This is a genomic window from Flammeovirgaceae bacterium (genome assembly GCA_015180985.1).
GTDB lineage: Bacteria > Bacteroidota > Bacteroidia > Cytophagales > Cyclobacteriaceae > UBA2336.
On record CP054185.1, the window covers coordinates 891,532 to 905,799 of the forward strand.

Annotated in this window: 11 protein-coding genes and 1 tRNA gene; 4 read left to right on the forward strand and 8 right to left on the reverse strand. The window is 47.0% G+C overall.

Annotated features, from left to right (window positions below):
- Positions 1 to 15: 15 nt before the first annotated feature.
- The 5 genes from fumC to HRU69_04300 all read right to left on the reverse strand — a co-directional run bounded on the left by fumC (position 16) and on the right by HRU69_04300 (position 6,141).
- Positions 16 to 1,410, reverse strand: a complete 1,395-nt coding sequence (gene fumC, locus HRU69_04280) for a class II fumarate hydratase (GenBank protein ID QOI96756.1) — start codon at positions 1,408 to 1,410, stop codon at positions 16 to 18.
- 70 nt (positions 1,411 to 1,480) lie between these two features.
- Positions 1,481 to 3,472, reverse strand: a complete 1,992-nt coding sequence (locus HRU69_04285) for a PD40 domain-containing protein (protein ID QOI96757.1) — start codon at positions 3,470 to 3,472, stop codon at positions 1,481 to 1,483.
- Between the two features lie 50 nt (positions 3,473 to 3,522).
- Positions 3,523 to 4,020 (reverse strand): hypothetical protein, encoded by a 498-nt coding sequence (locus HRU69_04290; protein ID QOI96758.1) that lies wholly within the window; start codon positions 4,018 to 4,020, stop codon positions 3,523 to 3,525.
- 15 nt (positions 4,021 to 4,035) lie between these two features.
- A complete protein-coding gene (locus HRU69_04295; protein ID QOI96759.1) occupies positions 4,036 to 4,821 on the reverse strand; it encodes a (Fe-S)-binding protein in 786 nt (261 codons plus the stop codon).
- Positions 4,822 to 4,839: 18 nt separating this feature from the next.
- Entirely contained in the window at positions 4,840 to 6,141 is a 1,302-nt protein-coding gene (locus tag HRU69_04300; protein ID QOI96760.1) for a 4Fe-4S dicluster domain-containing protein, read from the reverse strand.
- Positions 6,142 to 6,253: 112 nt separating this feature from the next.
- On the opposite strand from HRU69_04300, the gene HRU69_04305 reads away from it, so the two are divergent.
- A tRNA-Phe gene (locus HRU69_04305) sits at positions 6,254 to 6,326 on the forward strand.
- Between the two features lie 268 nt (positions 6,327 to 6,594).
- The gene (locus HRU69_04310) at positions 6,595 to 7,989 is read left to right on the forward strand and encodes an ATP-binding protein (protein QOI96761.1); all 1,395 of its coding nucleotides are present in this window, start codon (positions 6,595 to 6,597) and stop codon (positions 7,987 to 7,989) included.
- On the opposite strand, the gene HRU69_04315 is transcribed toward HRU69_04310, so the two are convergent.
- Genes HRU69_04315 through HRU69_04325 form a run of 3 tightly spaced genes read right to left on the reverse strand, consistent with a single transcriptional unit; the run spans position 7,990 to position 10,052 of the window.
- Positions 7,990 to 9,054 carry an rRNA pseudouridine synthase gene (locus tag HRU69_04315; GenBank protein ID QOI96762.1) on the reverse strand — a complete coding sequence of 355 codons (1,065 nt, stop codon included), beginning with the start codon at positions 9,052 to 9,054 and terminating at the stop codon, positions 7,990 to 7,992. It abuts the gene before it with no gap.
- Positions 9,041 to 9,625, reverse strand: coding sequence for an SMC-Scp complex subunit ScpB (gene scpB, locus HRU69_04320; GenBank protein QOI96763.1), 585 nt, complete (start codon positions 9,623 to 9,625; stop codon positions 9,041 to 9,043). The genes HRU69_04315 and scpB overlap by 14 nt, the downstream gene beginning before the upstream one ends.
- A 13-nt stretch (positions 9,626 to 9,638) precedes the next feature.
- On the reverse strand, positions 9,639 to 10,052 hold the full coding sequence (locus HRU69_04325) for a TraR/DksA C4-type zinc finger protein (protein ID QOI98819.1): 414 nt from the start codon (positions 10,050 to 10,052) through the stop codon (positions 9,639 to 9,641).
- A 320-nt stretch (positions 10,053 to 10,372) separates the two neighbouring features.
- Between HRU69_04325 and HRU69_04330 the strand changes: the two genes are divergently transcribed.
- Together HRU69_04330 and HRU69_04335 are read left to right on the forward strand one after the other, a co-directional pair.
- Positions 10,373 to 12,529, forward strand: a complete 2,157-nt coding sequence (locus HRU69_04330; GenBank protein ID QOI96764.1) for an acylase — start codon at positions 10,373 to 10,375, stop codon at positions 12,527 to 12,529.
- Between the two features lie 5 nt (positions 12,530 to 12,534).
- Positions 12,535 to 14,250 carry a DUF885 family protein gene (locus HRU69_04335; protein QOI96765.1) on the forward strand — a complete coding sequence of 572 codons (1,716 nt, stop codon included), beginning with the start codon at positions 12,535 to 12,537 and terminating at the stop codon, positions 14,248 to 14,250.
- Positions 14,251 to 14,268 lie beyond the last annotated feature (18 nt).

The window sequence follows — 14,268 nt, forward strand, 5'->3', positions numbered from 1 at the left end:
CAATTTCCTATTTTTTCACAGGGTGCCTACCATTTTCTCGGGCCGTACCCACTGGTCAAACTGTTCGGATGTAACAAGGCCCAGTTCAATGGCAGCCTCACGAAGTGTTTTATTTTCTTTGTGGGCCTTCTTGGCAATTTTGGCGGCATTTTCATAACCAATATGCGTATTCAATGCGGTAACGAGCATCAGGGAGTTCTCCATATGGCGTTTAATAATATCATGGTTCGGCTCAATACCTTCAGCGCATTTATCATTAAATGATATACATGCATCTCCAATGAGTCGTGCGGACTGCAGCACATTGGCAGCAATAACGGGCTTAAAAACATTCAGTTCAAAATGTCCGGTGGCCCCACCTACCGATACGGCTACATCATTGCCGATAACTTGTGCGCACACCATGGTTAATGCTTCGGGCTGCGTTGGGTTTACCTTGCCCGGCATGATTGATGAGCCGGGCTCATTATCAGGAATGATGATTTCGCCAATACCTGAGCGCGGGCCGGAGCTGAGCATGCGGATGTCGTTGGCAATTTTCATTAGCGCAACGGATGCCCGTTTTAGCGCGCCCGATAATTCCACCATGGCATCGTGCGCAGCCAGTGCTTCAAATTTATTAGGTGCGGTTACGAACGGATAGCCTGTCAGTTCAGCAATTTTTTTTGCTACCAGCACATCGTATCCTTTTGGTGCATTGAGCCCGGTACCCACGGCTGTGCCCCCCAACGCAAGTTCCCTTACCATTTCCAACGCATTTTTAATTGCCCTGACGCTGTTTTCCAATTGTTGAACATACCCTGAAAACTCCTGCCCAAGTGTTAGCGGTGTGGCATCCATGAAATGCGTGCGGCCGGTTTTAACAATGTTATTATACTCCTTTGATTTTCGCGCGAGCGTTTCCTTGAGTTTTTGCATTCCCGGAAGCGTAATCTCAACTACCTGCTTATAAGCCGCAATGTGCATGGCTGTGGGAAATGTGTCGTTGGAGGACTGGGATTTGTTTACGTCATCGTTAGGATGAAGCACTTTTTTCTCATCGGTTAGTTTTCCTCCGCTGAGAACATGCGCCCGGTAGGCAATGACCTCGTTCACATTCATGTTGCTTTGTGTGCCCGAGCCGGTTTGCCAGATTACCAATGGAAACTCGCCATCCAGTTTTCCGGCCAGTATTTCATCGCAGACGTTCGCAATCAGATCTTTTTTCTCAGCCGGCAGCACACCCAGTTCATGGTTGGCCAAGGCGGCTGCCTTTTTCAGGTAAGCAAAAGCATAAATGATTTCCTTGGGCATGCTGCCTTCAGGGCCGATTCTAAAATTATTGCGCGAGCGCTCGGTTTGTGCTCCCCAGTATTTATCGGCCGGCACCTGTACTTCGCCCATCGTGTCCTTTTCAATGCGGTAGTTCATTTTATACAGTTTTTTTCAAAGGTAGGAAAACATCAAAAACAAAAATGCCGGAGCAGACCCGGCATTCAGCTTAATATCCGTCCTTTTTCCTGAAATATTTGTCCTCATCAAATTCATCTTCAAGCGACTTGGGGATAACACCAATCTCCAGAATTTTAAATTCCGTTCTGCGGTTTTTTTGACGACCGGCCGGATTATCCGAACCGTCCGGATTGGTGTTGCGGGCAATCGGGCGCGATTCTCCGTACCCTTTTGCCACGAGACGGTCGTTGGCTATACCCCGCTTTACCAGGTAGTTCACGGCCGACTCTGCACGTTTTTGCGACAGCCACATGTTGTATTCTTCGGTATCAACACTATCAGTATGTGAGCTTAACTCTATCTTGATCTCCGGATTATCCACCAACAATTGCACAAGTTTATCCAACTCGCGTGCGGCATCCGGCCGGATATCGTATTTGTTGAAATCGTAATAGATGTTTTCGAGCACAAAAATTTTATTGATCTCAATCTTATCGAGTACCACAATTGTATCGAACGTGATGTTGGTAACCAGTTCGGTAAGTGTTTTCGGATCAACCGATTTTCCTTTTGTAGTGTACTCCTGGCGCTTTACCAGGTAGCCTTCGGTTTCACCCACCAGGTTGTAATCTTCATTATCGTATACTCTGAACAAAAACTTACCGTCATTGCCGGTAACATAATCCTGCATCAAATCACCTTTTGCATCAAGCAGGCTTACTTTGGTGTTTGGAAGAATCTGAAGTTTCCCTTCTTTATCCGGTGTATAGGTTACTCCGGCCAGGTAGTAGTTGATAACCCGCAAGTCAGGATCTTCATTGACGAAGGTGTAAATATCATCATCGCCTTTGCCGCCCTCCCGATTGGAAGTGAAGAACCCGCGGTCAGGTCGGAACAGGAATAACCCAAAATCATCGCCAGTTGAGTTAACGGGTTCACCCAGATTCTCTACTGTAGTAACACCTGACGATCGTTTTATCACAAACAGATCAAGGCCTCCATAGCCCGGGTGGCCGTCCGAAGCAAGATACAGTTTACCATCATCAGCAACATAGGGAAACATTTCGTTACCGGGGGTATTGATTTCGGGGCCCAGGTTGCGCACCCGCGAAAACCGACCGCGCGAATCAATTTGTGCGGCATATAAATCGGTACCGCCATAACCGCCTTTTCGGTTTGAAGCAAAATACAAGGTGCGCCCATCCGGACTGAATGCGGGAGTTGAATCCCAAAATTCCGGAGTGTTAACCCCTCCGGTAATGACCTGCGGCTCCGACCAACTACCGTTTCTAAAACGCGAAATGTACAGGTCAACGTCTTCCGCTCCTTTTTTCTTCCCGGTGTTACCTTTAGCAAATACCATGGTACGGCCATCGGGCGTAAAGGCTATGCATCCGTCATTCACATTTTCGGAGTTGATTCCTGCGGGCAAGGGCGCCAGGGTGGACACATCCACATTGGCTCCGCGACTGGCCACTTTATACAAATTGGTAAATGGCGTTCCCGTAGCTGCATAAAGTTTTCCGTTACCGCGCGATGAAGTAAAGTAAAGCTCATTGTTCAGATACACCGGGTTGTACTCGCTGTGTTGCGTGTTGAGCGATTCGAGATTCTTTACCCGGTAATAGTTGGGTTTATCCCGCAATTTTTCCAAGTAGCCCAAGCCGTTTAATTCAATGGTTGCCCTGTCTTTAAGTTTTTCATTCGAGGTACGGGCTATCAATTCTTCCAGTTGCTTGCGGGCATCATTGTATTTTGAGTTAGCCTTGAGTGCCTGAGCATAATAAAACTGAACGGAGTCTTTGTCTATACCACGCCCGCCTGCTTTGGCATAATAGGGCTCGGACTCTTTTAACCGGTTGGAAAGCCTGTATGACTCTGCAATGAAATAATTTGCCTTTCCCTGATCTTTCGGCTTTGCCGATTTGAGGGTGTTGATGGTATATTGATACTCTCCGCGCTGAAAAGATTTAATGGCTTTCCTTTCAGGGCTGCAGGAGGCCGCCAGGCCAGCAATACTTAGTAGAATAAAAAACCGCATCTGTTTCAATCAATCACTAAAACTACAAAAGAAACCGGTTTTTACTGACATCAGGCCGGTACCCTGTTCAGGTATTTTTTAAGCCACGTTTTACCGGCAGGTGCAATAAACCGATCTCTAAAACCGGCCATCGTGTTTACGGTTATATCAAAAACCAACGTATCTGCATTCCATTTATTTTCTGCCAATAAAGATTGAAGTTCTTTAACCGGAACAGTATGGGGTGTTTCGTTCTGCAAAAAAGTTAATACCATCCTGTTAAAAAGCCCTAAAGAAAAAAACTCATCCAGTTGCCGGATTAGGCGAGTTGACTCATCGATAGAACACCCGCTGGGCGCCTGTACAAGCTCATCTGCAGCCAGCACAATAAACTGGTTGTGTAAAACTTTAAACGATCCCTGCACAGGATTGCCGTGCGTGCTCCAGCCTTCAATGAATGTGTGAAGCCTGCTGCTAATCGTGGCTATTTCCTGGGCACTTAATTGTCTTTCGGCCTGGTAAATCCACAGCCTGGCGGTTTCCGGCAGTTGATCAAAAGGGATGAACATTTTCTATCCGATATCTTAAGTTAAACCCTGCGCTTCGGCAATTAGTTCGGCCAAATCTTTAACGCGCACCTCGTCTTCTTTCTCCTTCGCTTTAACACCATCGGTAAGCATGGTCATACAGAATGGACAGGCAACGGCAATGGTACCGGCACCGGTTTGCAGGGCCTCTTCTGCTCGCTCAAGGTTGATTTCCTTTTTACCCTTTTCAGCATCTTTAAACATTTGCGCCCCTCCTGCTCCGCAACACAGGCCGGTTGCACGACAATGTTTCATTTCAACCAAATCTGCATCGAGTGCCTCGAGCACTGCACGCGGAGCTTCATAAATGGTATTTGCCCTACCCAGGTAGCAGGAGTCGTGGTAAGTGATTTTTTTTCCTTTGAAGGGACCTCCGCCAGCCACTTTAATCCGGCCTTCATTAATCAACTGCTGCAGAAAGGTGGCGTGGTGAATTACTTCGTACGTGCCACCCAATTCGGGATATTCATTCTTCAGGGTGTTAAAACAGTGCGGACAAGCTGTTACAATCTTTTTAATTCCGTAACCGTTCAGCACCTGGATGTTATTCATGGCCTGCATCTGAAAAAGAAATTCGTTGCCAGCCCTGCGGGCCGGATCGCCCGTGCAGGTTTCTTCTGTGCCCAGCACAGCGAACTTCACGCCAACGGCATTCAAAATTTTTACAAAGGCTTTGGTAACCCGTTTATACCGATCGTCATACGATCCGGCACAACCAACCCAAAAAAGAATTTCGGGTATCTCGCCTTTTGCTGTTAACTCGGCCAATGTGGGTACGTTCATCTTCCTTTAAATTTTAAGTTAGGCATCTTTAGCCCAGTTAAACCGGTCGGCCGCTGAAAACTTCCACGGAGCAAAGTTGGTTTCGATGTTTTGAAACATGGCGTTCCATGCGGGCGGTGAGCCAGACTCTTCCATAGCTACGTACCGCCTGAGCTCAACAATAATTTCGAGCGGATTGATTAGTACCGGGCAGGACTCCACACACGCATTGCAACTGGTGCAGGCGTTGATTTCTTCCTTTGTAATATAATCGCCTAAAAGCGATTTACCGTCATTCAATCCGGGGCCGCCTTTCGCCAAACTGTGTCCAACCTCTTCCATACGGTCGCGCGTGTCCATCATGATCTTACGAGGTGATAATTTTTTACCGGTTAGGTTGGCCGGGCACTCCGAGGTACAGCGTCCGCATTCGGTACACGCATAGGCAGCAATAAGGTTTGCTTGTGACAGATCATTAACATCTTTCGCACCAAATCGGCCAGGCTCAGCCGGAGGTGTTACGCCTTGCGTAAGTCCAAGCATGGATTTCACTTCGTTGGTAACCACCGGCATGTTATTGATATGACCTTTCGGTTCAAGCTTAGCATAGTACGTATTAAGAAAAGCCATGAAAATGTGGAGGTGCTTGGAGTACGTAATGTAAACTGCAAAGCCCAGAATGCCGATAATGTGAAACCACCACGCGCAGCGCTCAATGAGTAGCAAAGCAGGAGTACCTGCATTTTGAAAAAGTGGCATCAAAAAACCACTGAAATAAAGTGAACCGGTTATTGTGTAGTGTTCATCGCGGGTTTGCAAAATCTGGTCTGCGGCATTCATGGTGAGGATAGCGAGCATCAACACAATCTCGGTAACCAAAATTAGATTGGCATCCAGCCGGGGCCAGCTTGTCATTTCGGCTGACCAGAACCGCGGAAGCTTGAGCACATTTCTGCGGATAAGGAAAAACACGCAGGCGAGCAGTACGGCAACCGCAAGAAACTCAAAAATGTTTATCAGCCCGGTATAAAAACTGCCCAGGTATGGAGCAAAGATGCGGTGGGTGCCGGTCAATCCGTCAATAATAAATTCCAACACCTCCAGGTTAATTACCAGAAAGCCTACATAAATGAAAAGGTGAAGTATGGCCGGAATAAATCGCTTGAACATTTTCTTCTGACCGAATGCTACCAGCAACACATTTCTAAACCGTTCAGGCTCCCGATTGGTTTTTCCGATCGGCTTTCCCAATCGGACGTTATTGCGTAGCTGCAGCACCCGCTTTCGGATAACAAATCCGAAGAAGGCCAAGGCAAAAATGAAAAGCACCTGCTGGATCATGACGTAAATAAATGATTATGGCGGCAATCTCAAAAAGCAACGTCTTCTTGGCACCGATTATAAATTTACATACTTTTGTGCCCCTCTTGCCGGATTTCGGCAAGAGTCTTCCGGTGACGTAGCTCAGTTGGTAGAGCAAAGGACTGAAAATCCTTGTGTCGGGGGTTCAATTCCCTCCGTCACCACGGTTAAAATTCTTGGGTCAGGAGTTCAACCCTGACGTGGCCCTGGCCAGTCAGGGTGCTGACCGGAGCGTCAGCATTCCCTCCGTCACCACAAGCTAAATGCTGGTCTGTGGCCGGCATTTTCGTATTTCCGTGGAGTACTACGTTTACATCCTCCAAAGTCAGTTTAACTCATCTTTCTACAAAGTGCATACTGATAATCTTATCCGCAGAGTAGCTGAACACAATGCCGGTACCATCGTTTAAAAATTGTTTACTTTGGTTCCGCATGCGGTTTGAAGGCCTTGAAAATGAAATTATTGCGCGCACAGGTGCCACTTATTTTGCAGAAATGCTGATTGGGATTATCCTGGCGGCAACGTTTTATTATTTCAGCAAACTATATAATCGCCATTACCTTTCTACCTGGGCCATCAGTTGGGTATTTTTTTCGCTGGCAGCATTTTCGTTGGGCTTTGGATCATGGTATGGGTACTCCCGCATGGACTCCGTCAGGCTAGCAAGCACCTACATTACCCAAGTGGGTAATTTTCTTCATGTTATCTTTCTTTTAGCCGGCCTGATAGAATACAGGCGCGGAAAAAAAATAAGCGTAACTTACTTGTTATTCATCTCCACTATAACACTTGTTGCGAGCTTTGTTTTGGTTTGGGCTTACCGGGATTCGACTAACGATAACGAAGTTCTGCTCCGCTATTTTCTACGGGTAGGGGTACGGTACTTTGTAGTGGCGGCCGGATTTCTTGCAGCCGGCATTCTGGCGCTTCGCAGCAAACTCTTTTTACAAGGCATTGGCCGCAGAATTTTTACTGTTTCATTCTTTCTTTATGCCTTAACCTATAGTTACTATTTTTCAGTAGCCTTGGCCAATTTCATGGGGAAGAATTTTGTATTCCCATTCTTCTTTGGCATGATCGAAATGGTCATTATCAGCGCAACCGGCCTGGGTATGGTTATCTGGTTGCTTGAAGATGAGCGCGAACGCCTCAATAAAATAAACAAGGAACTCGACAGTTTTCTTTATAGTACCTCTCACGACTTACGCTCACCCATCGCCTCCATTCTCGGTATCACCAACATCGCCAGGCTGGAACTGAAAGACGAGATCACCAAACGATACATGGAAATGATTGATGACCGGGTGAAGCGACTTGACCTGGTCATCAGCGATATCCTCAAACTTTCGCGCAGCAAAAAAATTGAATTAAAAATTGAACCAATTGACTTTAACGCCTTGCTAAAAGATGTTATTGCCGATGTAAAATTCAATGAAAATGCCCCGGCTATCCGCCTCGACTACACTGAAAACACGGCCAACGTATTTCAATCGGATTACCAGCAGATGAAGATTGTTCTCGGCAACCTCATTGCCAACGCAGTAAAGTATCATGATATAAGCAAACCCGATCCGCTGATACGTGTTCAATTTCTACGCAACGGCAGCAGGGTTGAAGTAAGCGTTGAGGATAACGGACAAGGCATCAGGCCCGAGGCCCTTCCAAAAATCTTTGATATGTTTTATCGTGCAACTACAACTTCCGAAGGCACCGGGCTTGGCCTTTATATTGTGCAGGAAGCTCTTTCGAAGGTTGGCGGAACCATTACCGTTAAATCGGAACATGGAAAAGGAAGTACGTTTACCATTGTGCTTAATGATGCCTGATTACTTAAAATGTTTCAGGCGAAGAATTTCATCGGGCCTCAGAAACCTCCACTCCCCTCGTGGTAAATCTTTTTTATCAAGCCCGGCATAAACGGTTCGGTCCAGTTTAACCACCTGGTAGCCCAGCGCTTCAAAAATCCTACGCACTACACGGTTCCATCCGATGTGAAGTTCCAGGCCAATGGTTTTGGCATCTGGCGAAACAATGGCCAGATCATCAACCATTGCCCGGCCCTCTTCTAACGGAATTCCTTCCAGAATTTTCTGAAAGTCGGCTTTGGTCAGCGGCTTATCCAATTCAACCTTATAAATCTTTTTAACATTATAGGATGGATGGGATAACTTCTCGGCCAGGTCGCCATCATTGGTCAGCAACAATAAACCGGTGGTGTTCCGGTCAAGCCGGCCAACCGGGTACACCCGCTCTTTCACAGCATTACCAATGATGTGCAATACGGTATTTCGCTCCTGCGGATCGCGGGTGGTGGTTAAATATCCCTTCGGCTTATTCAATAATATATAAACAGGTTTCTCCGCACGCAGCACCTTGTCTTCGTACCGCACTTCGTCACCGGGGTTTACCTTGTAGCCCATTTCGGTTATTACTTTTCCGTTTACCGAAATCAGCCCCATGGCTATCAGGTTATCGGCCTCACGCCTGGAGCATACTCCGCTGTTGGCAATAAATCTGTTGAGCCTTATTTTTTCTGATTGCCCTTGCGGCTGTGTTTTCTTTTCCCTGAAATCTTTTACAGCTTTTTTATTATCAAACTTTCTGCTTTTGAAAAAACCGCGCCTTTCCTTATCAACCTCCTCATTACGTTTGCTTCGCCTGGCATGGGTTTCATTACCCGGTTGGGTGTAGCGGGTTCTGGCAGATGCTTTTTCTTCCCGCTTATCGCTTGCTCTTTCAGAGCCTTGCGATGATTTAGCAGCTGACTTGCGCCAGGGTTTGCCTGTTTGTGCAACAGCACCTTTAAAATTTTTCAGTGGTTTAACGCGGCCGCCTGTGCTGCGTCCGGCTTTTCCTTTACGGGTGTGGCCGGATGATTTAGGCCTGGGCATCGGGCTCTTTTAAATCGGGTTCTTCGCCAATGGTATTGATCTCACCGGAGAAATCTTTTGGTGTTGGCAGATCGGATAAGTCGTTAATACCAAAGTACTCCATAAATTTCGGTGTCGTGCCGTACAGCAACGGCCGGCCAACTGTATCGGCTTTGCCGGTAATCTCCACCAAACCTTTATCCAGCAATTTCTGGATGGCATAATCGCAGTTAACACCGCGGATGGTTTCAACTTCCGGTTTTGAAATAGGCTGCCGATAAGCAATAATGGCCAATGTTTCCATGGCTGATACCGACAACCGTTTTTTGGATTGTTGCTTGAGTAAGATGCCGATACTGGCCTGGTAAGCCGGCTTGGTAAGAAACTGGTAGCCACCGGCACTCCGGTTCAGTTGAAAGGAAAACTCATCCGACTGGAATTTTTCATCAAGCCTTTTTATGGCATTAACTATATCCTCTTCCGGAACATCAGCATTAAACATTTCGGAAAGACACGCCCGGATATCCGCCAGTTTGATTGGCGTGGGCGAACAGAAAATCAATGCTTCAATATGGTTTTGCAGAAAATCCACCGTTGTTTGATGCTTATTCTGTTTGCATCATTTTCGCTTCAATGGATTGCGTGGTGTGAGGCACGGCAATCAATCGCTCTTTCGGAATCAGCTTACCGGTAACGGAACAGATACCATACGTTCCGTTCTTAATCCGCACCAGGGCATTCTCCAGATTGGTAATGTATTTCTGCTGACGGGCGGCCAGTTGGCTTAGATTTTCCTTTTCAGCAGTTTCGGCACCATCTTCAAGAACCTTGGTGTTCCCTCCCGATGTCGCATCCGTACCCTCATCATTATTTCGGTTAAGGGTTTCTTTCAGAATACGGTACTCGCTTCGCGCCTTTTCCAGTTTCTCGTTAATCAGGTTTTCAAATTCCTTTAGCTCCTCATCCGAATATCGAGTCTTGTCTTCCGGGGTTAAACTTTTAGCCGGCTTGTGTGCGATGGGGCGCTGGGTTAAAGCCGGAAAAATAGTGAGATGAGGCCCGGTTGTTTTAACCTGACTTTTTTCTGTTTTGCGCGCAGCAACCGGCTTAGCCGCTACTTTCTTAGGTGCAGATTTGGCGACCGCCTTTTTGGCTTTTGGTGCTGCTTTTTTCGCTTTGGGCTTTGCCTTACCAGTTTTTTTGGCTGCTTTGGCGGTTTTCTTTGTTTTTGCCATAATCCCCTCCTTTAAAGTTGCGCAAAAATACGTGGACGGTACTGAAACAAAAAATAAAGCGATATTAATTGCCATAAACTCCCCGGCCTTAAACGTTAAGACGCATGCGCACACTTGGTGTTGTTTCGCTCTTCTTTATTACCATTTCCTGTTCCGTTTCTACTACCGAACTTGATCGCTGGAAAGAACAGGCAGCGCGGGTTACGATTATCCGCGATGATTTTGGTGTACCGCATATTTATGGTAAAACCGATGCCGATGCAGTCTTCGGCTTATTATACGCACAATGCGAGGATGATTTTAAACGCATCGAACGTAACTACACCTGGGCCATTGGCCGGCTTGCCGAAGTGGAGGGCGAGGCTGCATTGTACAGCGATTTACGCGCCAACCTTTTTATGACCAACGCGGAAGCCGTTAAACAGTTTAATGAAAGTCCGGAGTGGTTAAAGAAATTATGCCTGGCTTTTGCTGATGGCATTAACTACTATCTGTACACCCATCCTGAAGTAAAACCAAAACTGCTTACCCGCTTTGAACCCTGGATGCCTTTTTACTTCAGCGAGGGTTCTATTGGCGGGAATATCGAATCCATTTCTGCCGCAGCTATCAGTGCCTTTTATGAAAAACAGTCACTTGCCTATATGCCTGCTGTTACAATGGCCGATGAGCCGCAAGGCTCCAACGGCTTTGCTATTTCCGGTAACCTTACCGAATCCGGAAAGGCCATGCTGCTTATCAATCCGCATACGTCATTTTATTTCCGTGGCGAAGTACACATGGTGAGCGAAGAAGGATTGAACGCGTATGGCGCGGTAACCTGGGGACAGTTTTTTATTTACCAGGGATTTAATGATAAAGCCGGCTGGATGCATACCAGCTCAGCCACTGATGTAATGGATGAGTTCATTCAAACCATTGTTGAAGAAAACGGAAAAAAGTTCTATAAATATGGAGATGAACTTCGCCCGGTGGTTGAAAAGGAAATCACATTGAAATATGCTTCAGGCGACTCGCTTAAGGAAAGAACATTTACCGTCTATCGTACACACCACGGCCCTATTACACACACCATTGATGGCAAGTGGGCAGCCACCGCCATGAACTGGCAGCCGGCCAAAGCACTTGAACAATCCTTCATGCGGACAAAAACAAAGTCGTTGGAAGAATTTAAGCAGGTATTGGACTTGCGCACCAATTCATCAAACAATACGGTGTATGCCGATGCGGATGGAAACATCGCATTCTTCCAGGGCAACTTTATACCTAAACGCGACACAACCTTTGATTATTCTAAACCCGTGGATGGAAGCAACCCCGCAACCGACTGGCAGGGACTGCACGAAGTAAGCGAAACCATCCAGGTGATAAATCCCGGTAACGGATGGATACAAAATTGCAACTCCACGCCATTCACCTCAGCCGCAGAGTATAGTCCGAAGCCGAAGGATTATCCTTATTACATGGCCACCGAGCCTGAAAACTTCCGGGGTTTACATGCCATTAAAGTGTTAACGGGCCGCTCAGGTTACACATTAGACAAGTTGGTTGAAACGGCTTACGATCCCTACTTACCCGCATTCGAAAAACTTATTCCGGGTTTGGTCGAGGCGTTCGATAAATCAGGAAAAAAATATGCCTCACTAAAACCAGCTATCCATGTACTGCGCTTGTGGGATAAAACCGTGTCGAAAGAATCGGTGGGCATGACACTGGCTCATTTTTACATAACCTTCTATCTTCAAAAGGGGCCCCGCCCGGAAGGCCTGAATTTCATGGAGCGGATAAACTATTTCGGAACAGGAACACCGCACGAAGAACGTTTACAGATCTTTGCGGAAGTTATTCAAAAGCTTACCGATGATTTCGGTACCTGGAATATTGCATGGGGTGCGGTAAATCGTTTTCAACGGTTAACCGGTGACATCCAGCAGCAATTTGATGATGCTAAGCCCAGCATCCCGGTAGGTCTTGCTTCGGGCAATTGGGGTGCATTGGCGTCTTATGGTGCACGGGGTACATCCAATACCAAAAAAATCTATGGCTCGTACGGAAACAGTTTTGTTGCCGTAGTGGAGTTTGGCGATAGGGTTCGTGCTAAAAGTATTCTGGCTGGAGGGCAAAACGGAGACCCGGCTTCACCGCATTTTATCGATCAGGCGCAACGCTATGCTGATGTACATTTTAAAGACGTTGCTTTTTATAAAGAAGATGTTGAACAACGGGCCGTACAAACCTATCAACCCGGAAAAAAACAATAACGAGTATGAAAAAGATTTGCTGCCTTATCTCGCTGTTGGTTGTTGCTGTTAACATAACTGCACAATCCAACCTGCTGCTTCAAACCAGCGAAGTGCACAACCTGATGGTGAACTACGAAGCCGATCGCGGAAGCCTGTACCGGTTTTACACCATCACCAACTCGCCTGAACGCAGGGAGCGTCTCAAAACATTTTACACCGACTACCTGAACCGGCTGCAGCAACTTCCATTCGAAAATCTTTCGCAAGGAGGCAAAGTAGATTACGTGCTTTTTAAACGCGACCTGCAGGAGGCGCTTTACCAATTGGCGGTTGAAGAACGGGAATACAACCAGATTAAGCGGTATGTAACCATGGCCGACCCATTGTACGACATTGAAAAGAAACGCAGGCGTGGTGTGAGTCTGAACAGTGAAGAAGTTGCCGGACAACTGAACGAGATCCAAAAGAAAGTAAACGAGGCCATCAAAAAACTTCCTCAGGAACCGAGCTTCACACCCGAACTGGCCGAGCGTGCCGAACAAACCGTGCGTGGGCAAAAAGCAGCCTTGCGCAGCGTGTATAATTTTTACAACGGCTACGATCCGCTGTTTACCTGGTGGGTTGAAAAGCCCTACCAGTTGCTTGATACCGCGTTGGGCACTTATGCCGCACAGCTTAAAAAGAAAATCGATCCGACCAAACTACCCAAGGATGACGGCAGCGGCATCATCGGCAACCCCATTGGCCGGGATGAAATCATCCGCCAATTAAAATACGAGATGATGCCCTACACCCCCGAAGAACTGATTGACATTGCCAATAAAGAGTTTGCCTGGTGTGATCGTGAAATGCTGAAGGCCAGCAACGAAATGGGTTTTGGCAACGACTGGAAAAAGGCGCTGGAAAAGGTGAAACAAAGTTTTGTACCTCCGGGGAAACAGCCCGAAGCCATGGTTGATTTGTACAACCAGTCGATGGATTTCATCCGCAAGAATGACCTGATTACAATACCGCCTTTGGCGGAAGAAACCTGGCGTACGCGCATGATTCCGCCCCAACAACAATTGGTGAGTCCGTTCTTTTTGGGTGGCGAATTATTTCAAATCTCCTACCCAACCAACACCATGAACCACGAGGATAAGCTGATGAGTATGCGTGGTAACAACCCGCACTTCTCGCGGGCCACCGTCCATCATGAACTCATTGCCGGGCACCACCTGCAACAGTTTATGAACAACCGCAACAAAGCGTACCGGAATTTCCGCACGGCCTTCTGGACGGAGGGCTGGGCCCTTTACTGGGAAATGATTTTGTGGGACATGAACTTTCCGCGCAATGCCGAAGATCGGATCGGCATGCTGTTCTGGCGTATGCACCGATGTGCGCGCATTATCTTTTCCCTCAACTACCACATGGGCAAGTGGACTCCGCAACAATGCATTGATTTTTTAGTTGACCGCGTAGGCCACGAGCGCGCCAATGCCGAAGGCGAAGTGCGCAGGTCATTCACCGGGCGGTATGGTCCGCTCTATCAACTGGCCTACATGATGGGTGCATTGCAATTTTATTCGCTCAAGAAAGAACTGGTTGACAGCGGCAAGATGACCTACAAACAATTTCATGATGCCGTGATGAGCGAAAACAGCATGCCAGTAGAAATGGTGCGCGCAATTTTAACCAATCAAAACCTTACAAAAGACTTTATCACACAGTGGCGGTTTTATGGAAGTAGAAACTAGAAGCCATCTCAAAAATCA

Excerpts from the sequence above, each read along its gene's own strand:
- HRU69_04330 (QOI96764.1), top strand. The coding sequence starts at position 10,373 with ATGCGCACACTTGGTGTTGTTTCGCTCTTCTTTATTACCATTTCCTGT.
- HRU69_04335 (QOI96765.1), top strand. The coding sequence starts at position 12,535 with ATGAAAAAGATTTGCTGCCTTATCTCGCTGTTGGTTGTTGCTGTTAAC.
- HRU69_04290 (QOI96758.1), bottom strand. The coding sequence starts at position 4,020 with ATGTTCATCCCTTTTGATCAACTGCCGGAAACCGCCAGGCTGTGGATT.
- fumC (QOI96756.1), bottom strand. The coding sequence starts at position 1,410 with ATGAACTACCGCATTGAAAAGGACACGATGGGCGAAGTACAGGTGCCG.
- HRU69_04295 (QOI96759.1), bottom strand. The coding sequence starts at position 4,821 with ATGAACGTACCCACATTGGCCGAGTTAACAGCAAAAGGCGAGATACCC.
- HRU69_04310 (QOI96761.1), top strand. The coding sequence starts at position 6,595 with ATGCGGTTTGAAGGCCTTGAAAATGAAATTATTGCGCGCACAGGTGCC.
- HRU69_04285 (QOI96757.1), bottom strand. The coding sequence starts at position 3,472 with ATGCGGTTTTTTATTCTACTAAGTATTGCTGGCCTGGCGGCCTCCTGC.
- HRU69_04315 (QOI96762.1), bottom strand. The coding sequence starts at position 9,054 with ATGCCCAGGCCTAAATCATCCGGCCACACCCGTAAAGGAAAAGCCGGA.
- HRU69_04300 (QOI96760.1), bottom strand. The coding sequence starts at position 6,141 with ATGATCCAGCAGGTGCTTTTCATTTTTGCCTTGGCCTTCTTCGGATTT.